This window comes from Pseudoalteromonas sp. SCSIO 43210, from assembly GCF_054133285.1.
In genome coordinates, this window is the sequence record NZ_CP087225.1 from 550889 (window position 1) to 574459 (window position 23571).

The 23571-nt window shown below is 39.6% G+C and carries 19 protein-coding genes; 9 read left to right on the top strand and 10 right to left on the bottom strand.

Annotated features, from left to right (window positions below; all coding sequences use genetic code 11):
• Positions 1-3 precede the first annotated feature (3 nt).
• Positions 4-1305: an MGH1-like glycoside hydrolase domain-containing protein gene (locus LOS73_RS02380; protein WP_008135360.1), complete on the bottom strand. Its 1302-nt coding sequence runs from the start codon at positions 1303-1305 to the stop codon at positions 4-6.
• 196 nt (positions 1306-1501) lie between these two features.
• On the opposite strand from LOS73_RS02380, the gene LOS73_RS02385 reads away from it, so the two are divergent.
• The 4 genes from LOS73_RS02385 (at position 1502) to LOS73_RS02400 (ending at position 8205) form a co-directional block, all read left to right on the top strand.
• Positions 1502-3943 carry a TonB-dependent receptor gene (locus tag LOS73_RS02385; protein WP_457934417.1) on the top strand — a complete coding sequence of 814 codons (2442 nt, stop codon included), beginning with the start codon at positions 1502-1504 and terminating at the stop codon, positions 3941-3943.
• Between the two features lie 197 nt (positions 3944-4140).
• Positions 4141-5721, top strand: coding sequence for a sodium:solute symporter (locus LOS73_RS02390; RefSeq protein WP_457934418.1), 1581 nt, complete (start codon positions 4141-4143; stop codon positions 5719-5721).
• Positions 5722-5731: 10 nt separating this feature from the next.
• A complete protein-coding gene (locus tag LOS73_RS02395; RefSeq protein WP_007378626.1) occupies positions 5732-6973 on the top strand; it encodes a glycerate kinase type-2 family protein in 1242 nt (413 codons plus the stop codon).
• A gap of 74 nt (positions 6974-7047) precedes the next feature.
• Positions 7048-8205, top strand: a complete 1158-nt coding sequence (locus tag LOS73_RS02400; protein WP_002957728.1) for an ROK family transcriptional regulator — start codon at positions 7048-7050, stop codon at positions 8203-8205.
• A 294-nt stretch (positions 8206-8499) separates the two neighbouring features.
• Here LOS73_RS02400 and LOS73_RS02405 read toward each other — a convergent pair whose 3' ends face one another.
• Complete coding sequence (locus LOS73_RS02405) at positions 8500-9426, bottom strand: manganese-dependent inorganic pyrophosphatase (RefSeq protein WP_007376559.1); 927 nt, start codon at positions 9424-9426, stop codon at positions 8500-8502.
• 119 nt (positions 9427-9545) lie between these two features.
• Here LOS73_RS02405 and LOS73_RS02410 point away from each other — a divergent pair, with 119 nt between their 5' ends.
• A complete protein-coding gene (locus LOS73_RS02410; protein ID WP_096793796.1) occupies positions 9546-10061 on the top strand; it encodes a hypothetical protein in 516 nt (171 codons plus the stop codon).
• Complete coding sequence (mutM, locus tag LOS73_RS02415; RefSeq protein WP_457934419.1) at positions 10061-10870, top strand: bifunctional DNA-formamidopyrimidine glycosylase/DNA-(apurinic or apyrimidinic site) lyase; 810 nt, start codon at positions 10061-10063, stop codon at positions 10868-10870. The genes LOS73_RS02410 and mutM overlap by 1 nt, the downstream gene beginning before the upstream one ends.
• Positions 10871-11181: 311 nt before the next feature.
• On the opposite strand, the gene LOS73_RS02420 is transcribed toward mutM, so the two are convergent.
• The 7 genes from LOS73_RS02420 to lptD form a co-directional block, all read right to left on the bottom strand.
• Complete coding sequence (locus tag LOS73_RS02420; protein WP_033038973.1) at positions 11182-13197, bottom strand: methyl-accepting chemotaxis protein; 2016 nt, start codon at positions 13195-13197, stop codon at positions 11182-11184.
• A gap of 137 nt (positions 13198-13334) precedes the next feature.
• A complete protein-coding gene (locus LOS73_RS02425; RefSeq protein WP_033038971.1) occupies positions 13335-14153 on the bottom strand; it encodes a symmetrical bis(5'-nucleosyl)-tetraphosphatase in 819 nt (272 codons plus the stop codon).
• A gap of 16 nt (positions 14154-14169) precedes the next feature.
• Complete coding sequence (apaG, locus tag LOS73_RS02430; RefSeq protein ID WP_007376554.1) at positions 14170-14559, bottom strand: Co2+/Mg2+ efflux protein ApaG; 390 nt, start codon at positions 14557-14559, stop codon at positions 14170-14172.
• On the bottom strand, positions 14543-15349 hold the full coding sequence (gene rsmA / locus LOS73_RS02435) for a 16S rRNA (adenine(1518)-N(6)/adenine(1519)-N(6))-dimethyltransferase RsmA (RefSeq protein ID WP_007376553.1): 807 nt from the start codon (positions 15347-15349) through the stop codon (positions 14543-14545). Before rsmA ends, apaG begins: the two co-directional genes overlap by 17 nt.
• Positions 15346-16338, bottom strand: coding sequence for a 4-hydroxythreonine-4-phosphate dehydrogenase PdxA (pdxA, locus tag LOS73_RS02440; RefSeq protein WP_033038969.1), 993 nt, complete (start codon positions 16336-16338; stop codon positions 15346-15348). The genes rsmA and pdxA overlap by 4 nt, the downstream gene beginning before the upstream one ends.
• A 2-nt stretch (positions 16339-16340) precedes the next feature.
• A complete protein-coding gene (gene surA / locus LOS73_RS02445; protein WP_457934420.1) occupies positions 16341-17636 on the bottom strand; it encodes a peptidylprolyl isomerase SurA in 1296 nt (431 codons plus the stop codon).
• 39 nt (positions 17637-17675) lie between these two features.
• Positions 17676-19922, bottom strand: coding sequence for an LPS assembly protein LptD (gene lptD, locus LOS73_RS02450; protein ID WP_096793794.1), 2247 nt, complete (start codon positions 19920-19922; stop codon positions 17676-17678).
• Positions 19923-20034: 112 nt separating this feature from the next.
• Here lptD and LOS73_RS02455 point away from each other — a divergent pair, with 112 nt between their 5' ends.
• Genes LOS73_RS02455 through djlA form a run of 3 tightly spaced genes read left to right on the top strand, consistent with a single transcriptional unit; the run spans position 20035 to position 22588 of the window.
• Positions 20035-21036: an aminoglycoside phosphotransferase family protein gene (locus tag LOS73_RS02455; protein WP_033028346.1), complete on the top strand. Its 1002-nt coding sequence runs from the start codon at positions 20035-20037 to the stop codon at positions 21034-21036.
• Positions 21033-21692 (top strand): N-acetylmuramate alpha-1-phosphate uridylyltransferase MurU, encoded by a 660-nt coding sequence (murU, locus tag LOS73_RS02460; protein WP_457934421.1) that lies wholly within the window; start codon positions 21033-21035, stop codon positions 21690-21692. The genes LOS73_RS02455 and murU overlap by 4 nt, the downstream gene beginning before the upstream one ends.
• Positions 21693-21721: 29 nt before the next feature.
• The gene (gene djlA / locus LOS73_RS02465; RefSeq protein WP_033028344.1) at positions 21722-22588 is read left to right on the top strand and encodes a co-chaperone DjlA; all 867 of its coding nucleotides are present in this window, start codon (positions 21722-21724) and stop codon (positions 22586-22588) included.
• Here djlA and LOS73_RS02470 read toward each other — a convergent pair.
• Entirely contained in the window at positions 22571-23506 is a 936-nt protein-coding gene (locus tag LOS73_RS02470) for a DUF3530 family protein (RefSeq protein ID WP_457934422.1), read from the bottom strand. The genes djlA and LOS73_RS02470 overlap by 18 nt on opposite strands.
• Positions 23507-23571 lie beyond the last annotated feature (65 nt).

Here is a 23571-nt window from a genome sequence, read left to right on the forward strand (position 1 = left end):
TTATTAGTCAAGTAGCCAATGTAATGCTATTGCAGCTGTCCATGAAAAATCTTTACCACCACAGCCAGCACCTGTTTCTGGGTTAAAATATTCGTAGTAGCCTGACTTAACAACTAGGTTGCGAGTGTCATCTTGAATTTTGTTAGCCGTTGTTACAAAGCCTGCTTCTTTAAGGCCTATGGCTATCATCCAGTTGATGTGTAACCAAATCGGGCCACGCCAGTAGCGTTGTGGCTCGTATTTTTCTTCTTTAGGGTGAGTAGATGCCACACTAAATTGGCTCGACTCAATAAAATCTTCGGTGGCTGTATTAATTATTTTAGTTTGCTCATCGCTTGTTAAACCTGCATATACAGTTAATAGCGCGGCTGATGTTTTAACTTTAGCCAAGCTGTTAGTTAATACATCTCTGCAATAAAAGTACTGGCTTTGTTCACACCATAAAGTGTTTATGGCTTGCTCTGTTATTTGTAAGCGCTGTGCTAAGTAATCAGTGCGAGCATCGTTTAAGTCAAGTTGTTCACCCATTTTGAGTAAATCTTTGGTTGCACGGTGTAAAATAGCAATAATACCTAGGTCATTCATTTTGTACGGGCTGGTCTCGTAAATCACTTTGCTGTCAAAGTTGTTACGTTTGAAAAAGTCTACAAGGTATAAAAAGCGGTCGTATTCACTTTTATGTGGACGCTGAGATGAATCTACATGGCTTGTATCACGGCGCGTATATTCCCAATCTACACATGGCACAGCATGAAGAGCGTCATCCCATGATGGGCTGTTATCCATGCCCGATTCCCACGGGTGGTAGGTCACTACTAAACCTGTTTTTTCAGGATCTCGGTCGTTGTACCACCATAAATGATAATCAACTACTTGTGAAAATAACGCTTTAACTTTTTGTTCTGCAAGTGCTTTATCTTTCGCACTGGCAAGCATTTCTTTCATTATGGTGGCGACTACTGGCGGCTGTGAAATAGACGTACTTTTAATTTTTTTATCCGAACCCCATACGTCAGGGCCAGGAAAATAAGTATCAGAATCTTTATGAAACAAGATGTGCGGCACCATGCCATTATCCCATTGGCCTGAAAATAACACATCAATTTCTTGCCATGCGCGGCTTTCGTCTGATTTCATCCAACCTAGCGCTGTAATGGCTGAATCCCAGTTCCACTGAAACGGGTATAGGCCATGTGTTGGTACTGTATAGCCACCTAAGTCGTTCGCTATAAGTGTTTTAGTAGCAAGGTCTGCAAGCGATGAAGCCGTTGCTGAGTCAATTTTACCGCTGTTCACAGTAGTCATATTGGGTGCTCTTTGTGTGTTATTTCCGATTTGGATAATATTAAAGCACTCATTATGGGTTGTAAATGTTTTTTTTCTGTGCTTAAATCCTGTTCGAAGTAACAAAAAACTAACATGTTTACTTGATTATTTCGGCTTTGCTTAGCCTCACTCTAAGTAAATACACACAGACAACCAGCACAATTGGAGAATACCCGTGAATAAAACAACGATCGCCTCTATTGTATCTTTATGCCTTGCACAGGGCGCTTATGCGGCAGAAGAAGCTGCACCAGATACAGCAAAAAAAGCTAACAACGTTGAGCGTATTATCGTCTCTGGTACCAGTAAAGGGCGTGTTATTTCAGACACTCCACAATCAGTAACATCTATTAGCGAAGACGAGCTGGTAAAGCTGTCTTCAAGTAGCCAAGCGGATGTGCTTCGCTATATTCCGGGTATTAAAGTAGAAGGCGGTGGCGGTGAAGTCGCTACTAATCTACAAGTAAGAGGCTTACCTTCATCGGGTCAGTTTCAGTTTACGCCACTGTCGTACGACGGTTCACCTAGTTTGAGTGTTTTTGGTTTAAACTCATCGGCGTTTGATGTGTATTACCGTAATGATTTGGGTATTGAGCGCGTAGAGTTTGTGCGTGGTGGTGTATCTAATTTATTTGGTCAAGGTTCTGTGGCCGGTATTATTAACTATATTTCTAAAACGGGCAGTGATGATCCGCAAAGTACCGTACAAATGGAGCTTTCTGACCAAGGGCGTACTCGCTTAGATTTTGCAACGAGCGGTCCACTTAACGAAGACGGCTTATATTATGCGCTTTCTGGCTTTTACCGTTACGACGAGGGCCCTTTAGATACAGGCCTTGAGACTAAAGGTACACAGTTGCGTGGTAATATTCGTAAAGAATTTGATGATGGCTCAGGCTCATTTACTGTTTATGGACAGTACATTGACGACCAAGCTCAGTTTTACTTACCTATTCCACTTGATGGCGACAGCCGCGAGCGCTTAAGTGGTAATGATGGTCGTGAAGTCGAATCACTGCAAACGGCGCAAGTATCTAACTTAACCTACGATACAGCAAATGGTCGTTATGAATCGCCAATCAGCGATGGTGTAGTTACTAAAGGTGGCTCTATTTCAGTGGTGTTTGAAAAAGAACTCGCTAACGATTTTGCCATTAATATGCGCAGTAAATACGCTAAATATCAACACGAATTTAATCTATTTTTAGACGGCGACGGTATTATTAATGTACCTGAAAGCCAAGACGACTTTTTAGCTAACCGAGGGCTAGGTGATGCAAGCGGTGCTGAGTTTTCTTATGTTAATTCAGGTGTCGCACTTGCAAGTGATGACTTACTATTTGCTAACCGCATTTTAGACCGTGACCGCCCAGCTGAAGATTTTTCTGCAGAATTTAATATCATCAAAAGCATTTTTGTAGGTGATTTTAGCCACGATATTACAGTCGGTACATTTTTCTCGCACAGTGAAGCCGACGACGACAACGTTATTACAACTTACTTAGGTGAGTTTAATAACAACCCTCGCTTAATCGACTTAACGTATACCGATGTCAATGGCGATGAGGTTCAGTACACTCAAAATGGTATTAGTGGCCCAGGCATTTCTTATACTAACCAAACCATTAGCGCTACCCGCAGAGCATTGTACGTAGCGGATCAAATGGAAAGCGACGATTGGATTTTTGACTTTGGTGTTCGCTACGAAGAAATTGAAGGCAAAATTAGTCGCGAAGGCAGCCAAGTAGTTCAGATTTCTGATGATCCAACGCTTGCACCTAACTTACAAGTTAACACTACGGGCAGTGGTGTAATGACTTACGGCGAAGTCGACACGTCTGAGTTTGCTGCATCGGGGGCGGCGTTATATCGCCTAACCGATAACTTAAATATATATGCCAATGCATCTCGCGGGTTTTTCTTCCCCGAAATTAGAGGTATTCAGTTTAACGATTTAGGCGAGCCTGCCAGCTACGAAGCCGAAATTGTTGAGCAAGGCGAGCTAGGTGTTAAGTTTTTTGATAACGACTTTAGCGGTAGCATTGCGTTATTTAGAACTGACTTAAAAGACAGACGCAGCGTAGACTTTGTAAATGATGGTAATGGGGGCGTATTAGAGCTGCCAGTTATGCAATCAACTAAAGCAACGGGTGTTGAGCTTACCGGTCGTTACGATATTACCGATGAGTGGGCTGTTGATGCCAACATGACCTATACCGATCACGAGTTTACTGAATTTGACTCAGACCCTTCTATTATTGGTAACGAATTACGTCGTAAACCAAAAATATTATTTAACTCATCTATTAGCTACACCGCAGATAACTGGGATGCATCGATTTACCATAACTTTACCGGTAAAAATTTTGCTAATGACTCAAACTCTGTGGAACTTGATTCATTCCACTTATTTAGATTTGATGCAGGCTATAACTGGCAAGTTGCACCAGAGCAAACAGTACGCTTAAGCGTTGGGGTATTTAACCTGTTTGATTCTGACGGTGTTACTGAAGGTTCACCTCGTCTAGGTAATAGCCAAACGGCAGATAACCCATATTTTGTAGGTCGCCCAATTCTCCCACGACGCGTTACTTTAAGAGTTAAATACGACTTTTAAATAAATGCTTTATGCCTATTAACCTACTTTGGGGTTAATAGGTTTTTTGCATTGTGATGTATTTTTCAGCTAAGTTAGCTACAGGTTTACCTTTTTGATTAGGTTCGTTTATTTAAAAAGGTAAGGGCAGGTAGCCATTTGGTATTTAATTTTTGAAAAGGCGCTGTGTTTTCATATTGTGAATACGCGAATTAATTATGAATATATTAGATTTTTCAATAGTTGCTCTTTATCTTGGTGCCTTATTGGTAATGGGATTTATGCTACGCGAACAAACCAATAAAAATGATTACTTTTTAGGGGGTAAAAGCTTAGGTTGGAAGCCTTTAGCTTTGTCGGTAATGGCCACTCAGCTTTCGGCTATTAGCTTTATTTCGGCTCCTGCATTTGTTGGTTTGCGTGAAGGTGGTGGTATGCAATGGCTCTCGTATGAGTTGGGTGTTCCGCTGGCGATGATTTTAATTTTAGCGACTATTTTACCCAAGCTTTATAAAAGCGGCATTGTCAGTATTTACGATTATCTAGAAATGCGCTTTGGCCGCTCAACCCGTGTGCTTATTAGTGTGGTGTTTCAATTTAGCCGTGCGTTTGCCACTGGCATTATGATTTACGCGGTATCGCTTATTTTACAAGGCACCATGGGAATAGAAGCATGGCAAGCAATTGTACTAACGGGAGTTATAACCGTTTTGTATTCACTGCAAGGTGGGATGAAAGCTGTAGTGTACGGTGATGCGATTCAAATGATCATCATTGTATTGGGTACTATTGCTTGTATAGGGTTTGGACTGTATCACTTAGGTGGGGTTGATACCTTTATTGTCAATGTTGATTCGAGCCGATTAGAAGCGATTAAGTTTGATTCATTTGGTTTTAGTGGTGATGGCTTTGGCTTTTTACCGATGATTTTTGGTGGTGTGGTACTTTACGCCTCTTACTACGGATGTGACCAAACGCAAGCACAGCGTGCGCTCAGTGCAAAAGATCCTAAAAACCTACGCTACATGATTTTAGCAAATGGTGTAGTGCGTTTTCCTATTACTATTTTATATTGTGTGTCGGGTTTAATTGTTGGCACATTGGCAATGAGTAACCCTGAATTTTTAGCAAAAATTCCAGCAGATAACCCTGATTGGATGATGCCTATATTTATTTTAGATTACCTCCCGCACGGCTTAATTGGTTTGTTAGTTGTCGCTATTTTGTCGGCAGCGATGTCGTCACTTAGCTCTGCAATTAATTCACTTTCGGCGGTAAGCATTGAAGATTACAGCCGTATATCTAATAAAGAGCTAGACCAACCATCTTACTTAAAGTTAGCTAAATACTTAGGTTTAGCATGGGGTGCAATTACCTTAGTACTATCACTTTTTGCCGGTGACATAGCGCCGACCATTATTGAAGCTATTAACAAAGTCGGCTCGCTATTTTATGGCCCAATACTGGCGGTATTTTTAGTTGCTGTATTAAGTAAACGCAGTGCTGCATTGCATGCCAATATTGGCTTAATTAGTGGTGTATTAATTAATTTGTTGGTGTCGGTATTTGCGCCTGATATTTTCTGGTTTTGGTGGAATTTTATCGGTTTTGTAAGCGCTGCGGTGATTATTTATGTTACGAGTCGTTTAATTCCAAGAGAGGTAAACGAAGTCACAAAAGTACAAAATGCCGAGACCGTATCAAACTCAATTTTAACTGGCAAAGATATCGTTATGCTACTTAGCATGTTTATTGTGATGATATTAATTTGTTTAGCTATCCCTTCAATTTTTTCGTGAGCTGTGACTAATGGATTCTAAAAAGTCGTTTTTAATTGATTTATTTACCACTGCGGTAAATGCCTGTAAACCAAGTGCTTGCATGAGTAAGTATTTAGAAAATATAGATGCAAGCAAAGGTTTGTGTGTAGTAGGGGCGGGTAAAGCCGCCGCTGAAATGGCCGCCGAAGTTAATCGCTTTTATGGTGATAAATGTTTTGGCGCAGTGGTAACGCGTTATGGCTACGAAAGTAGCGGTGATACTGGGCGAATTAAAGTGCTTAGTGCAAACCACCCAACACCAGACGATAACAGCTTAGCCGCTGGCAAAGAGTTATTAGAACTTGTAAAAAATAATCCGGCTGATATTCCTATTTTGTTTATTATTTCGGGGGGCGGTTCGTCGTTGATGTGCCTACCTGTTGATGATGTGCCTTTTTCACAAAAGCAAAAGCTTAATCAGTTTTTACTTAGAAGTGGTGCAAGCGTTGATGAAATAAATGTAGTGCGTAAGCAGTTGTCACTTGTTAAAGGCGGTAAGTTAGCGCAGGCCGCTAAGTCAGATTACGTTACGCTCATTATTTCAGATGTAGTAGGGGACAAACCAAGTGATATAGCATCAGGCCCTACTATTAGCGATGGCAGTACTAAAGCCGATGCACTGGCTATTTTACAAAAGTACAATTGGCCAGTAATGGCAGAGGTTGAAGCGCATTTATTAAAACCAGAGCAAGAACGAGTTGCTGATACCGTGGGTGAGTACTTTATTGTTGCAAATGCGCAGCATGCTATTGATAGCGCTATAAGTGTTGCACAGCACCAAGGCTGGGAAACCCAGGTACTAGGGTATGATATTCAAGGCGAGGCTAAAGAAGTTGCAAAGGAACATGCGGCTATCGCTCTTGAGCAAAAAGCCCAAGGCAAGCGCGTTATGTTGTTCTCTGGTGGCGAGCTTACAGTAACTGTTGCTGATGTTTATGGCGATGGCGGGCCCAATCAAGAATACTTAATGGCGTTGGCTGAGGTACTTAATGGCGAAGCGGGTATTTACGCACTTGCTTGTGATACCGATGGTGTTGATGGTAGTAAAGATGTAGCGGGTGCGTATATAAATAACAGTACGATTGCTCGCGCACAAGACGCTGGCGAAAACTTACGCGCACAGTTAGAAGGGCATAATAGTCATCAGTTTTTTAAAGCCATTGATGATTTAATTATTACTGGGCCAACTAACACAAATGTGAATGATTTTAGAGTGATAGTGATTGAGTAGGCGCAGTTTGCCCACTTGTTCTTTATAATGGTTTCACGTAATCTTGTGCTCCAATTTTGTTAGGGTTAATACCTATGTTTTCGTTAAACAACAGTAACTTATTACGCTCTGGTTTTGAGCTTGGAAAAGGCGAAAAACTATTTCAAGATATTGAGCGCGATATTATAAAAGTGGTGTTTTGGGAAAAGTGCGTAACTCAAAGTCATATTGTGAGCGCAACTCGTATTCCACAGCAAACTGTGTCGCGTTTACTTAAGTCGTTAACCCAACACGGTGTAATTGTACAAACTGATACGCTAATTCCTAATAAAAAAGGCAAACCTGGGTTTGGCATTGCCCTTAACCCCGATTACGGATTTACCTTTGGCTTAGCTATTTTGCTTGATGCTATTTCGCTTGCCGTAATGGATTTTACGGGAAAGGTGGTTTACACCCATATGCAGCTAATGTCGGATATGAGCATTAATAATGTGCTTAAATGTGCACAAAAGCTGGTGGAAGATATAAGCGCTGAGCGCGACATTCCGAGTGAAAAAGTACTGGGAATGGGCGTGGGTATCTCTGGCTTTTTTAGCTCAATGGATGGGAAAATGAATACCCACCATATGCTAGAAGAGTGGTCGCAGGTGGATATTATCGATATTGTGTCGCAGCATTTTCAACTCCCTACTTGGGTTGTTAACGATGCTACAGGTGCAGCCGCAGGTGAGGGTGTTGCTGGTATTGGACGCGAGTATAAAAACTTTGTTTATATGTTTGTGTCGGCCGCATTTGGTGGCGGTATTGTAAATAATGGTGACGTACTGCGCGGTACATACGGAAACGCAGGTGAGCTTGGCGACATGCTACCCCCTAAATTATATGCCCACCCTAATCTTGAATTACTAAAACGTATTTTGAAAAAAAATGGCGTAGCGGTTACTTCTATTTACGACCTGCATGACAACTTTGACCCTGATTGGCCTGGCGTTGAAGAGTGGTTGTTTAAGGTTCAAGACTCATTTGATTTAGTGGCAACCTGTTGCTCTGCTTTATTAGATGCTGAGGCGATTATTATTGGTGGCCATATTCCAAAAGAGTTGGCTGAAAAAGTTATTGCACGAACTGAGGTTTATGCACAATTTAGACGTGGCGCTAAACGCCCTATGCCAAAGCTGGTGGTATCTAATATTGATAATTTTCCGGTATCAATTGGCGCAGCCACATTGCCATTTAGAGAGTTGTGTTTGTAGCTTAATACCAATCCGCAACAATACTTAATCATTTTGCGGGGCTAAACGTGTCGCTACCTGCGTTAAAAAATTCTCATTTACGACTGCATGGATGCAGAAGGTAGAGCAATGCAGGAGCAATTGCCGAGAACAACTAAATATCGAATTTTTTGCCTAGCTATCAACACGTTTTTCCAGCCTCAAAATAGCTTATTTAATTAAGCGAATTGGTATAAGAAATACACATTTTAAAAACAAAAAAGCCGATATTGTTTTATACAATATCGGCTTTTTTAGTGCTATTTGTTAAAGTTATTAGGCTTTTGAAAACGCATCTTGCAGTGGTGGAACTACTTGCTTTTTACGGCTCAGTACACCATCTAACCATACTTTATCATTCTCTGGTTTTACACCGTAAGCCTGCTCAACTAAGTTTGCATCGTCAGATACAATTAGCATTTCTGAGCCTTCTTTCATTATGTCGGTAAGCAGTAAAAATACAGAGTGGCGGTTGCCCTCTACTTTTAACTTAGCAATATCGGCTGCAAGGTCTGCTTTAATATCGTCAAAAACAGCAAGGTCGATTACTTCTAGTTGGCCAATGCCTACTAGGTTACCGTTCATGTTGAAGTCTTTAAAGTCACGCATTACTAAATCACGTGCTGGTGTGTTTTCTACCGCAGATTTAACGCGGAACATATCCATACCAAGTTCTTTAAAGTCTTCTACGCCTGCAATTTCAGCTAGCGCTTCAACACATTTAATATCGGCAGTAGTACATGTTGGTGATTTAAATATGACTGTGTCGCTTAAAATTGCGCACAGCATAATACCAGCGATGTCTTTAGGGATTTCTACACTGTAAAAATCGTACATCATTTTAATAATGGTGTTCGAACAGCCAACAGGGCGAATCCAACATTCAAGCGGAGTCGATGATGTTAAGTCACCTAGTTTATGGTGATCTACCACACCAACAACGCGAGCTTGGTCGATATCATCGGGTGCTTGTGTTTTTTCTGTGTGATCCACAATGTAAACGTCTTCGCCAGCGTAGCTTAATTTTAGCTCTGGTGCTTCGAAGCCAAATTTATCAAGGATAAATTGAGTTTCTGGTGAAATTTCACCAAGACGTGTTGGAATTGCTGGCTCATCGATTTGGTTTTTTAAATAAGCCAGTGCAATTGCACCACAAATAGAATCTGAATCTGGGATTTTATGGCCCACTACATACATAGACATTGACGGAACTCCTTTAAATTTGCCGATATTCTAACAAAGTCTGCACGGTTTAACATATAGACAGTGCAATTAAGTTTTAGTTACACTTTAAAATCTTGAATTAAATAGGAAGTGTGCACATGCAACTTGGTCGCAAAGGTTGGAACAACGTTATTATTTTTTCAATGTTGATTATGATCTTCTTTTTAAATGGCTGGCATAAGCAACTTTTTAATTCAGCTGATGAGTCTTCGGTACAGCCTGTATTACCAATTCAAAGCTTTGTATTGACGCTGACATTTGTTGATCAAAAAATTGAGCGTATTGGAACTAGTTGGCGTACAACAATGTTACAAAAAGATGCGCCATTTATCTGGCAAGCTTCTGAGCAACAACTTAGTGATTTAATTAACCAATGGCAAAGCGCGCAGTTAATGGGTGTTAACGAATCTGTTGTTTTTAATCCTAATGCGCCTTTATATGTTGCTACTTTTGAATTAGCTGGTGAGAGTTTACCTTGGATTTATTTGCTTTATAAAGGTGATGGGCAATATTACTTACTCGAAAAGAGTAGCCAACGAATACTCGCACTCGATTTAAAAACTGCACAGCAGTTATTTCCTAGTTTTGATTTTTCACAAAGTGAGTCTAATTAATGCCTGAATTACCAGAGGTAGAAGTGAGCCGAATGGGCATCACTCCCCACGTACAAAACCAAGTTGCGGTTAAAGTTAATATTTATAATGCCAGTATGCGCTGGCCAGTGCCAGATGACGTGTATCAACTTGAAGGGCTAATTGTTACAAGTATTGAACGACGAGCTAAATATTTACTATTACATTGTGAGCTAGGCAGTACTATTTTACATTTGGGTATGTCAGGTAATTTACGTGTTGTAGATAAAAGTGAGCCGCTTAAAAAGCATGACCATGTAGAGTTTATTTTTGGTAACGGTAAAGCACTGCGCTTAAACGATCCTCGTCGCTTTGGTTGTTGCTTATGGCAAGAGCCAGGGCAAGTACATAAGCTACTCTCTAAGCTTGGTCCTGAGCCGCTTACCGATGATTTTTTTGCTAAACGTGTGTATGAACAATCGCGCAATAAAAAAGTACCCGTAAAGCAGTTTATTATGGATAACGCAGTGGTAGTTGGTGTTGGTAATATTTACGCGAATGAATCGTTATTTAAAGCGGGTATACATCCAAAGCGAGAAGCGGGAAAAGTTTCACAAAAGCGCTATCAAGCACTTATTCCTATTATAAAAGACACGCTTGCTGCGGCTATTATGCAAGGTGGTACTACGCTTAAGGACTTTGCACAAAGCGATGGTAAACCAGGGTATTTTGCACAAGAATTATTAGTATATGGGCGTAAAGGCAAGCCATGTATGACATGTGAAAGCGAACTGCAAGAAATACGGCTAGGGCAGCGCAGCACCGTTTTTTGCAGCCATTGCCAAAAGTAATAACACCAGCCTTCTTAATGAAGCGCATTGGCATAAGTAACCTGAACTCTGGATAATAAATCTATCTCGAGCAGTTATTTTAAGCGCTAACTGCGTTGAATTTACTTGCAATAGGCCAGCTATTGACGCGTAAATTCGCCTTGTTTTCACTAAAAATCTCTGGCTAGAGAAAATAAATTTAAATATCACTATGATTCAATACGTTAGTAAACTTCTTAACCAGAGCTCAGGTTAAGTACTTTATTTAAGTAAACAAAAACCCCGTTGATACTTGGTATCAACGGGGTTTTTGTTTGCGCTAATTGCGTTATTTAAACTTTAAACTCATCGACTGATAAACGAAGTTCTTCAGCAAGTTTTGCTACTTCTGAACTTGAGATGTTTGTTTGGCTTGCGCCTTCAGCGGTTTGTTCTGCAATGGCTACGATTGATTCTAAGCGTTCACTAATCTCTTGTGCTACTTGTTGTTGCTCTAATGCAGCAGTTGATATTTCTTCACTGACATCGTGAGCTTGAGATACCGCAAATGTAATAGAATCAAGCGCGCTACTAGCTAAGTCTGTTTGCTCAACACACGATACAGCACGTTGTTTACCTTTGCTCATTGCTGTTACCGCAGCTTCTGCGCCTGTTTGTAGAGATTCAATCATTGATTGAATTTCTTGAGTCGACTCTTGTGTTTTACTTGCTAAAGAGCGAACTTCATCGGCTACAACCGCAAAGCCTCGGCCATATTCACCAGCACGTGCAGCTTCAATTGCAGCATTAAGTGCTAATAAGTTTGTTTGGTCTGCAATACCGCGTATTACATCTAATATGCTACCAATTGATGCGCTATCTTGATGTAGTTTATTGATAACTTGAGAGGCGTCGTCTACTTCACGAGCAAGCTGCTCAATCGTCGCTTTATTGTTGTTAGAAATACCTTTAACGCGTTCGGCTTCTTTGTCAGCATTTTTAATTTCACTAAGCGCTTGTTGAGCACTGTTGCTAACTGTTTGCGATGTACTGCTCATTTCAGTGGTTGCAGTTGCTGCTTGTTCAACTTGTGCTTGTTGATTGCGAATTGCTTGACTTGATTCTGCAGTAATTGCAGACGTTTCTTCTGAAGCGGCGGCCAGTTGAGTCGAGCGAGAAATAATGCCTTTAATTAAGCTGCGCAAGCTATCAATTAAAGTATTACAACTTTTAGATAGTTCGCCAAACTCATCTTTAGCAGTGTCATCTAAGCGTTGTGTCATGTCGCCACTGGCAACAATATCTAAAATACGATTAACTTCAGCAAGCGGTTTGGTTATACGACTAACTGTAATAATGGCAATTGCTATCGCTAGAAGTGTTGCGATAACCATCCCTACCCATGTCCATAAATTAGCTGAATCTACATCGCTGCGCACACCTTTTTGTAACTCAAAGGCAACATTGCTTGCTTGTGCAACTAATTCATCAATTTGATTAAGTGCCATTTTCGTTGCTTGCTCTGATTCGGCAAGCTCTCTTTCGGTCAGTGTGATTGAGTCAATTAGGCGTTTTTTATTTGCAGCTAAACCACTATTACCTTTAATATTATTTTCGAGGGTATCTACATACTCTTTTAAGTTATTGAATAAATCACTGTGAGTTTGCTCTATAGCAGGTTTTATTAACGCTAGAGTGCGTGTTACTTCATCAAAATAGTAGCTTTGTTCGTTTTTAACAATATCAAGTGTATTGAGTGTTTTAACTGTCAGCATGTCGGTGCTATTACTTACAACCGACATAAAGTTATTCTCTAAATTATTAGCAGCTTGGAATGCGCGTGCATGATTTTGCTCAAAACCGTCTATGTCCAATATGTCGAGTACGACAGAATTTGCATCTTCAGCGTTAAGTTCAATAATTTCTAATTGAGACTTTAATGTTTTATTAAGTGCTAATTGTTTACCCTTATCTACAAGTAAGCTCTCTACAGTACTTAAAAAACTTAGGTAGGTTTGTTCTACATTTATACTGCTTTGGTTTAAAGCTGGATCATCTTTTACGACTGCTTGTAGTTCGCTATGAAGGCTATTAAACAGCTGTTTTTGTTCGAGTACTTGTTTTTTTATTGGCGCCAGTTCATTTGCAGATGAAGTGTAAAAACTCGCTTGAGCGGCTTTACTCATTAAAATGAATTCAGCTTGTAACTCAGAGCTTTTATTCAGAGCTGGAAGTGATAGTTGGTTCACTTTTTGAGTTGAGCGGTCAATATTTGCTATTTTTATTAAAGAATTGCCACCAATTATTAAAAGTAATAGCGTGATAAATATAAAACCACCCCAAATACGTTGGCTTACTGTTAGATTCATATAGGTTTCCACTCAAAAGTACTTCAGTTAGAACTTATCGGCGTTTGTACTGATAAGTTAAGTAATTAAAATCAATTACTTTAATTAATTTTAATTATTAGTCTATAAATCTAACAGATGTATTAGATTATTTCAGGTTATTTAGACAAAAGGTGGGATTTTTCTACAATTTTTTGTTTGCTAGGTAGTTTCATTAGCGTCATGCTGTTACCCCACACACACCCTGTATCTAAAGCGTGTACACATTTATGGTTTGTATTACCTTCAAGGGCAGCCCAGTGCCCAAAAATAATATCCTGTTTAATGTTTAATATATTTGGATGCATAAACCAAGGTGTTAACTCATTATTATTGATTGTTGCGCCTTTTGCACTAAGTTCTAGTTGATTATTACTTGTTAAAAAGCGCATTCGAGTAAAATAATTAACTATGTATCTAAATTTTTCAAAGTCGTCTAGATCATTATGCCATTTCACAGGGTGTGGCTTATACATTTGCTCAAAGAAGGTTTTTGCATTATTTGATTGGTAACAGCTTTGCGCAAACTGTGCATATTTTAACGCATTTTCAATTGACCAATCAGGGTTAAGACCAGCATGAGATATAAAGCTATTATATTTTTTTAAGTATAAGGCAAGAGGCTGAGTTTGAAGATATTCAATGTAATGGGTGAGTTTATGGCTATTGAATATTGGGCTAAGTTTGTCTTTTGGGTTAGTTGGTTTATTTAAGTAATAGCAGGCAATCATATGCAAATCATGATTGCCAAGTGTAATCGTTATGCTGTCTTGGTTTTGGTAAATGTAATCTAAGCAGGCTAAAGAGTCTGGTCCGCGAGCGACTATATCTCCTACTAAGTAGAGGTGATCTTTACTTGGGTTAAAATCTACCCGCTGTAGCAAGGTGCTAAATTCGCTAAAGCATCCTTGTAAATCACCTATTACGTAATCAGCCATACAATTTAGTTATCATTTAATGCAAAATATTAGGGCAAGCTAAACGAAACACGTTAATAGGTGCCTGAAACTCAGAACCAAATTCATTGCGTAAAGTATAATGCCCTTGCATAGTGCCTACTGGTGTATCAAGTATAGCTCCACTGGTATATTTGTAGCTTTCACCAGGGCCTATGGTTGGCATTTCGCCAACAACACCTTCACCTTCTACTTCAGTTTCTTTGCCATTTGCATCTGTAATCAACCAATAGCGGCTAAGTAACTTAGCGCTACACAGACTATGGTTTCGAATAGTTACCGAATAGGCAAATACGTATTTTTCGATCTCTGGTTGAGACTGACCTTCTACGTAAAATGTTTCTACAGATACCTTAACAGGCGATCCAATATTACTGCTTGTTGTCATAAATCCAATTAGCTATATCAATAAATTGTTGTAAAGATAAGCGCTCAGCGCGCAACGTTATGTCTATCCCAATGCTTGTAAGCTCTTCTGCTGTTAGTAAGTTGCCCAAGCTGTTGCGCAGTGTTTTACGGCGCTGATTGAAGGCTTCCAAGCACACAGTGTTTAGAATTTTAACGCTTTTAGCCGTGCGTTGTTCTGGCTTTTTAGGGATTAAACGAATAACTGCAGAATCAACCTTAGGTGCTGGCTTAAAGCACTCAGGTGGCACTTCTATCACTGGCATTGCATTACAGTAGTATTGAGTCATTACACTTAAACGGCCAAAGGTTTTACTACCAGGGCCTGCAACCATACGCTTTACGACTTCTTTTTGTAGCATAAAATGCATGTGTTCAATATTGTCTGCAAATTCAAAAAGATGAAACAGTAAAGGCGTAGAAATATTATAAGGTAAGTTGCCAAACACTTTTAATTTTTTGTCGTCTCTTACTAAGCTTGCAAAGTCAAACGTCATTGCATCGCCTTGGTTAACGGTTAATTTAGGGCCTAAAAATGGGTGCTCAATTAAACGTTGTGCTAAATCTTTATCTAGTTCAACAACCGTTAGGTGGCCACTAAGATCAGCGACAGGCTCTGTAATAGCGCCAAGTCCAGGGCCAATTTCTACTAAGTTGTCTTCTGGTTTAGGATCGATTGCAGAGACTATTTTATCGATGATCATTTCATCAAATAAAAAGTTTTGCCCAAAACGTTTACGGGCGCGGTGTCCTAAATGTACTTTATCGGTCATTGATTTTGTGCTTTTTCTTGGGCGAGCTTAATTGCTTCGCGGATCGCTAATTCAAAACTGCCAACGTCAGCTGTACCTGTACCGGCTAAATCTAGCGCAGTACCATGATCAACTGAAGTGCGGATAAATGGTAAACCTAATGTAATATTCACGGAATTACCAAATCCCTTGTATTTTAGCACAGGTAATCCCTGATCGTGATACATAGCAAGCACAGCATCAGCTTCAGATAGATATTTATCTTGGAATAACGTGTCCGCAGGTAATGGACCTATTAAATTCATACCTTGGCTTCTAAGTACATCGAGAGTAGGTGTGATTGTTTCAATCTCTTCACGTCCTAAGTGACCATCTTCTCCTGCATGCGGGTTTAAACCGCATACCAAAATACGTGGCTTTTCGATACCAAATTTAGTTTGTAAGTCGTGATTTAAAATACCAGCTACTTTAGTAAGACGTTCTTCGGTAATAGCACGCGATACATAAGCAAGTGGGATATGAGTTGTCACAAGTGCGACACGCAAGCCCTCAGTTGCCAGCATCATCACAACGTCAGCAGTATCTGATTGCTGTGCAAAGTATTCAGTATGGCCGCTAAAAGAGATACCAGCTTTGTTAATAATACCTTTATGGACAGGACCAGTTACAACAGCATCGAATGTACCATCCATGTTTTTTTCACTTGCGATACGCAAAGTGTCTAAAACGTATTGGCCATTACCGTCGTTTAATACCCCAAGTTCTACATCAACACCTAAATCAACTTGATGTATATAAACACTACCTGCAGGTGCTACTTTTGCGGAGGCATTTTCATCAAACTTAATTAAATTAATGGGCAAACCAAGATGTTTAGCACGTTCTTTAAGTAGTTTACCATCAGCTAGTACGACAAGCTGAGCATCCCACGCTTGCTGAGCAAGCGTAAGAAGTAAATCTGGGCCGATGCCTGCTGGCTCGCCCGGGGTAATCGCAATTCTTAAGGTCATATTTATTGGTCTGTAGGGAAAATTTCAACGTGAGCTTGCTCGCGCATTTCTTGTTGCCAGTTAAAACTTTCTTCTTTAAATTTACGATTGAATAACATGCCATGAGCACGATTGCGTTTAGCAAGCTCTGTTTTATCAGCTACACGTTTACCAAGTAACTGAACAATATGCCAACCAAATCGAGTTCTGAATGGCTCACTAATTTCATCTTGTTTAAGAGAAAGTAAAGTATCTCTAAAAGCTGGAACGTAAGTTGTTGGATCAGTCCAATCGTATTCGCCACCTTTGAGAGCTGAACCTGGATCTTCAGAATATTCTTTAGCTAGTTCACCAAAATCAGCGGTACCAGCACGTAAGTCTTTTGCAAAACCAGCAAGCATATTTCGTGCTTTTTCTTCGCTTAAGATAATAGAGGGTTTGATTAGTATATGACGTGAGCGCACTTCAGTTGTTTCTACAACTTGTAGTCCACGAATTTCTTGTACTTTAATTATATGAAATCCAGCGCCAGAGCGAAGAGGGCCAATAATAGCACCACTTTTTTTGCCTTTAACCGCTTCTGCAAATAATGATGGCATTTCATTAATACCCATCCAGCCTAGTTGTCCGCCTTCAAGTGCTTTTGAACCGCTTGATGACGAAATGGCAATACGTTTAAATTCTTGATCATCATTTAATAGTTCTATTACTTTATCTGCTCGTGTTTTTGCTGCAGATATTTCATCAGCAGTCGCATCATTAGGAATATCGATAAGAATGTGCCCGATATTATACTCTTCAGAGTTTTGTCCCTGACTTTCCATAATTTTTAGCAAATTATCAACTTCTTGATCGCTAATATAAATTCGGCGATCTACATTGGCGCGTGTAACTTGTTGAGTGGTTATTTCTTTACGGATTTCTTCACGGTATGCTTGAAAACTCTCGCCAGAACCTTCAATGGTTTTACGTAGATCAGCAATTGTACCGCCTTGTTCTTTTGCCATATTTGCTAGCGTTTGGTCTAGCTGGCTATCAGATATTTGTAATCCCATACGTTCAGCCATTTGCATCATCAATGTTTGGCTAACTAAGCGTTCTATTGCTTGTACACGTAAGGTTTCATCTTTAGGAAGTTGCTGCCCTTGCTCTTCGGCTTGTTTTTTAACACGATTTACAATGGTGTCTACTTCACTATTTAAAATAACGCCTTGGTTTACAACGCCAATCACCTTGTCGATTTCTACAGGGGCTGCTAATGCATTTTGGCAAAGGCTGATACTTAAAACTGTTGATACTAATAATTTTTTTAAAGTCATGTTCTCTTTACTACTCTTGCTAATAGTACTGTTGTGATACTAGTTACTAAGAAAATACGGTCTACGATAGCCAAAAATACCTTGTTGTAATAGTTTTTGTGCATCATAGCGGCTTTTACTACCCAGTCCTTTTAATACAAAATTAAAACCAATACTTGAGTCAAAAGTTGCTTGTTCTTGTCCTATTGACTGATTTAAGTCAGTTTCGATTTGGCGATGACCAGTAATTTGGAATGCCCAACAGCATGATTCATACTGTAATCCGCTCAATATTTCGATACTTCTGTTATTTTCAAGATCTCGATGATAGCTTGCAATAAATTGCCATTCGTCACTAATGGGAATACTTGTAAATACACCCGCTTGCTCGATTGTATTTCCTGAGACATCATTTGCATAGCGATGGTTCAATTGTACTAGCTGATTATTATCACCTTTGTAATCAAGTGTTACATTTGACTGAACCATTTGTTTACCATCTGTATCGTATTGAATACCTCCAGCAAGGTACCAACGTCGATGCCAATGTAACATGGTTTGGGCTGCAAATAGTGCATTATAATTAGTGTCTGAGTTTAAGCCTTGCTCTGTTGGTTTAGCTGAGTCACTTAAATAAAATATTTGTCCAGCGCTAAAGTTAAACACTTCTTCTTGTTTTTTATCAAACAAACGCGTTGTTGCACCCAATGTAAATTGGTTTGCAGCGGCAATACGGTCAACACCCGAAAATCGAGTGTCTCTAAATAAGCCATAGTAATCGTCTTGTAGCTTAGTTGTATCGAATAACCCAATATCAGATTGGTCTTTATTGGGGGTATATAAATACTGAACTTGAGGCTCCAAAGTTTGAATACCATCTTCAATAAAAGATGATGTATTACGTTCAAAATTTAGTTGAGAATATAAACGAACTTTAGGGATTGTACGTGACACGCTTTCGCTGTATTGCGTACCATCTAAATCACCATGTTGTTTATAATTTGTTTGCAATAAACTTACTTCAGATAAAAACGACCATGCATGTTGTTTGTAGTCAAAGCGTGCTTTAGGCTCTAAATGCACTCGCGTTGCTTGATCTATAATGGCTGAGTCGTTAGTAAAATGACTGATTTCGCCAGAAACTGTAAAATCAAAATTATCAATACGCCATGGGGCTGTTTGAGTAAAGTTGATTTGGGGTATAGCGGTATATGATTCTAAGTGATCACCGAGTACTTCAAAGTTTTGCACTTTAATATCTGTACGCCATGTCTCACCTAAGTGTGTTAGTGCGCCAGTTCGGTAAAGTTGGGTATCGGTTTTATTTGCATAGTTAGAATCAAGATCAGTAATGTAATTGTCATCACTTACGTTGGTAATATCTACATTAGCTCGCCAGCTCTCACCTAAATAACTTCTTTGTTGCCAATGAAACATATAACGTGAATCAAGAGTTGGCTCTGAATCGTCTTTATTTAAGTACTCTACACCGACCAAACCTTCATGTTGCTCAGTTAAGTACCGAAACTCTGTTTGCAGTTGCAAGCCTTTACGAGACATATAGCGCGGGGTAATAGTGGCATCAAAATTTGGCGCTATGTTCCAGTAATAAGGTGTAATTGTTTCAATACCATAGCGATCTGAGCTGGAAATATTAGGCTTTAGTAATCCTGATTTACGACGTTCATCGAGTGCAAATGTAAAATAAGGCAAATATAAAACAGGTGTATCAAGAATTCTTAGCACCGCATTGTGAGTTTCACCCCAGCCTTCCTCGCGGGATAAATTAATTTCGTCTGCTTCTATTTCCCATACAGGGCTTTGACCGGGACAAGCAGTAAAGCTTGCATTCATGAGCACTAAGCCAGAATCATTCACGGTCAGCTTTTCTGCACCACCTTTACCTTGTTGATCGGTTAAACTGTAATCTGCACCAAGTAGGCTAATTTCTGAGTTGCTTAAATCGGCGTTTAGCCCTTTGCTGCTTATTTGGCTAATTGTGTCACGATAAGTAATTGGTCCGGTTGCATTTAATAAACCACGCTGTTTATCTATCAACGCAGTTTGTGCGGACAAACTCATATTAACGGTGTTAATATCAACATTGCCGGTAAATTCAGCACTTTGAGTGCCGAGGAGCTCTACATCATCAGCTTTAATATCAACAGTACCAAGCTCAAGGCCTGGAAGTGGTTGCCAAGCTCTGGTTTGCATTGAAATGCCACAAAGGTTGTGCGTCAGTTCAGTTTCGGCAAGCGATGGTGCGCTAACTACGCTTAGCATCAATATGCCCCAGGTTTTGCTCATTTATTGACCTTAATGCTTTGTGATTAAATATAATTTACACATAATAAAGGAAAATAATGGCAAATACAGTAATTGACCTAATTAACTTAGTTAAAAATAGATATCTTATAAAATGACACGCTTTGATAATTTACAACAATTTATAAACACACACTTTAATACGCAGCCTACTTTGTTAAGTGCGATAACAGGAGATGCTAGTTTCCGTCGCTATTACCGTTTAACGTGCAGTAATGAGCATTTTATTGTGATGGATTCAGAACCCCAAAAAGTAAATAACGCGCCTTATATATCACTTAATAAGGTATTTACCGAGCAAGGCTTTTTACTTCCAAAAATAATTGCTAGCGACGAGCAGCAAGGCTTTTTTATACTAAGTGATTTAGGCAGTAAGCATTTGGCTGATATGCTAGATGATGAAAATCGTATTGAGTATTACAAAGCTTTAATAAGTTTAAGTGCTCAATGGGCAAAAACACCACCCTCAGCTGTTATGCAAGCTTACAATAAAGACTTTATAAAACTTGAGCTCGATATATTTAGTCAGTGGTTAGTAAACGACTTTATAGATGAATCCCCAACTGCAGCGTATCAAGCTATGTGGCAAACAAGCTGTGAGTTACTCACTCAGGCTATGCTTGTGCAGCCTACAGTAACCGTACACCGTGATTATCACAGTCGAAATATTATGAATAGTAATGGCCTGTGGGCGATTATAGATTATCAAGATGCGGTACGTGGTCCGCTTTGTTACGATTTAGTATCGCTGCTTCGAGATTGCTATTTTAAACTTCCGGCAAAAGAGCTAACAAGCTTGCTTGATTTTGCTTATAGCGAGTTCACTGCTCAAAATTTAATGGTTAATACCTCATTTGATGAGTTTAAATATTGGTTTGACTTAACCGGTATTCAGCGCCACTTAAAAGCAGCTGGTATATTTTGTCGATTATATTTACGCGACGGGAAAACAGGTTATTTAGATAATATTTTACCCACACTTGATTATATTATTGAAGTGGCTGCTAATTATCCCGAGCTTAAAGCATTGAGTGATTGGACTAAACATACCATAGTGCCAAAAGTGACTGAAAAGTTAGCAAAGGAGCGCACATGAAAGCGTTGATTTTAGCCGCAGGACGCGGACAGAGGATGATGCCGCTAACACAGAATATGCCAAAGCCAATGTTAAAAGTAGCAGAAAAACCACTTATTGAGCATCATATAAATAACCTCAAAGCTGCCGGAATTACCGATATTGTAATAAACCTCGCTTGGCAAGGTGATAAAATAAAAGATTACTTTAACGATGGCAGTCAATTTGGGGTAAACATACTTTACAGTCAAGAAGTTGAAGGTGGTCTTGAAACTGCTGGCGGTATTATTCAGGCGCTACCTCTACTTGGAGAGTCTTTCATTGTAGTTAATGGCGATGTATACACCGATTATGATGTAAGTGCGCTAATGCAGCTGCATTTGCAAGCGGGTGAGGCGCATATTGTGCTAATACAAAACCCACCACATAATCCAGATGGTGATTTTGCATTAAGTCATTTATCGCCAAAGAGTCAAAAGTATACATTCTCAGGGATCAGTCGGTATCAGGCTGATTTTTTCAAAGGGTTAACGCAAGGGAGGCGTCCTTTAGGGCCTATTTTACGTGAAAAGCTAAGTAAGCATGTAATCTCTACTGAGCTTTATATTGGTCAGTGGGATGATATAGGTACACCCGATCGTTTAAATGACTTAAACAAACGCCTTGCGGCGCATTAACTAAATTTTTTAAAAAGGCAGCATTATAAATGTGGGGAAAAATACTCGGTTTTTGTTTTGGCTTTATGTTTGGCAAAATTTTTGGTGCTATTTTAGGTTTATACCTTGGCCATTTATTTGATAAAAGCTTAAAAAGTAACTTTGATAAAGCGGGTGGCTTTTCAAGCTTGTTTAACGATGCAGATGTAAACGAGCGCCAAGCTTTGTTCTTTTCGAGCTGTTTTGCCGTAATGGGGCATATTGCTAAATCGAATGGCAGAGTTAGCGAAGTGCATATAAAAGCCGCCAACTTGTTTATGGATGAAATGGGTTTAAAAGGCGAAGAGCGCCGCGAAGCACAGCAGGCTTTTCAGTCGGGTAAAGAGGGCGACTTCTCACTTAAAGAAACCGTGCACGACTTTAAAGAACGCTTTGCTAAGCGAAACGACTTGATGCAATTGTTTTTAGAGATACAAATTCAAATGGCATTCTCTGATGGGGTGTTAGCCGAACAAGAAAAACAATTGTTAGCAGAGGTAAGTAAGCAGTTAGGCATTTCGAAAACGCATTTTGCATTTGTATTAAAACGCTATCAAGCAGAATTTAACTTTAGAAAGCAACAACAGCGCTTTAATCAACAGCAACAAAGCCAAGGGCAAAGTAGCAGCTACCGTGAAGGCTCGGGTCATCATGTCCCACCCAATAATAATATGAATCGTACACAGGCATTGGCGTTATTAGGGCTTAATGATGGTGTGACTGAGCGTGAGATAAAAGTAGCGTACCGTAAACTTATGTCCCAACATCACCCAGATAAATTGGTATCGCAAGGTTTACCAAAACACATGATGGAGCTTGCAGTTAAAAAGAGCCAAGATATTCAAGCGGCTTATGAATATTTAAAAAAGGCGGCGTAAAAAGCCGTCTATTTCTTTTGTAAGGCGTGCGTGTTGATCCGGTTGATCGCGCAGGCCAAACAGCTGGCGTTGGCGATAATCAAATTTAGCATTTCGGTTAACCCAGCGTTGGCGATTTTTAAGGCCCATTAAAATATCATTGCTGTCATTAGCATAGTAAATATCGAGTAAAGCTGGCGTAACAAGTGATGTTGTTTGGCTCAAATCTTTATTACGTTTAGTATTAGGTAAGTAACTGCTTAAACTTATAAATGCATCTACTCTCTGTTCTGGAAAGTCGGCATAGTGCTCAAGTAATACGCCAGCACTGGTACCTTGTGCAATAACCACTACGTTACCTGGCTCTTGCATTGCAGTTTGGTATAGCGCATTAAAGCGAGCAATCAGATTTATTTTATAATTGTCGAGTACTTCATTAGTCACTTTTTCTAGAGCATTAACATAATGAGGTTCTGCATTTTTCTTCATATCTGCAGTCGCAGGCTCTGTGCTTGTAGCTGCATCAGGTGTCGTTGTTTCTGCAGGCATTTCTGTTGATGAGTCTGGTATTTTGCTGGCTTGCCAGTCTATGTCGGGTACCGTCATTGCGTAAGTGGTATAGCCTAAGTTATTAAGTTCTTTTCGTAAAAAACTCATGCCAGCATTGTTTGTTGGCACTGATTGCCAGTCGGGTATAAGTAATACAACACCTCTAAAGTCGGCGCTCATATATTCGCTGTATAAACTCAAAAACTCGGTTTCACCTGCAAGTATTGATTTTATTTCGTCATTTGGAAGCAAGCGTTCAATATCGTTGTTTTCAATACTTGATAATGTAGGAGGGGCAATATGCTCTGCAGCTGTTACCTGTATGCTTAAAAATAGCGTACATATTAGTAATACGTTAAGTATACTTTTTAAAAACTGCGCAGATACCATAAGAAGCTCAAATAATGAATACTAATTAGGTATCGGCGTACTACGGTAAAAGTTTAGCACTATGG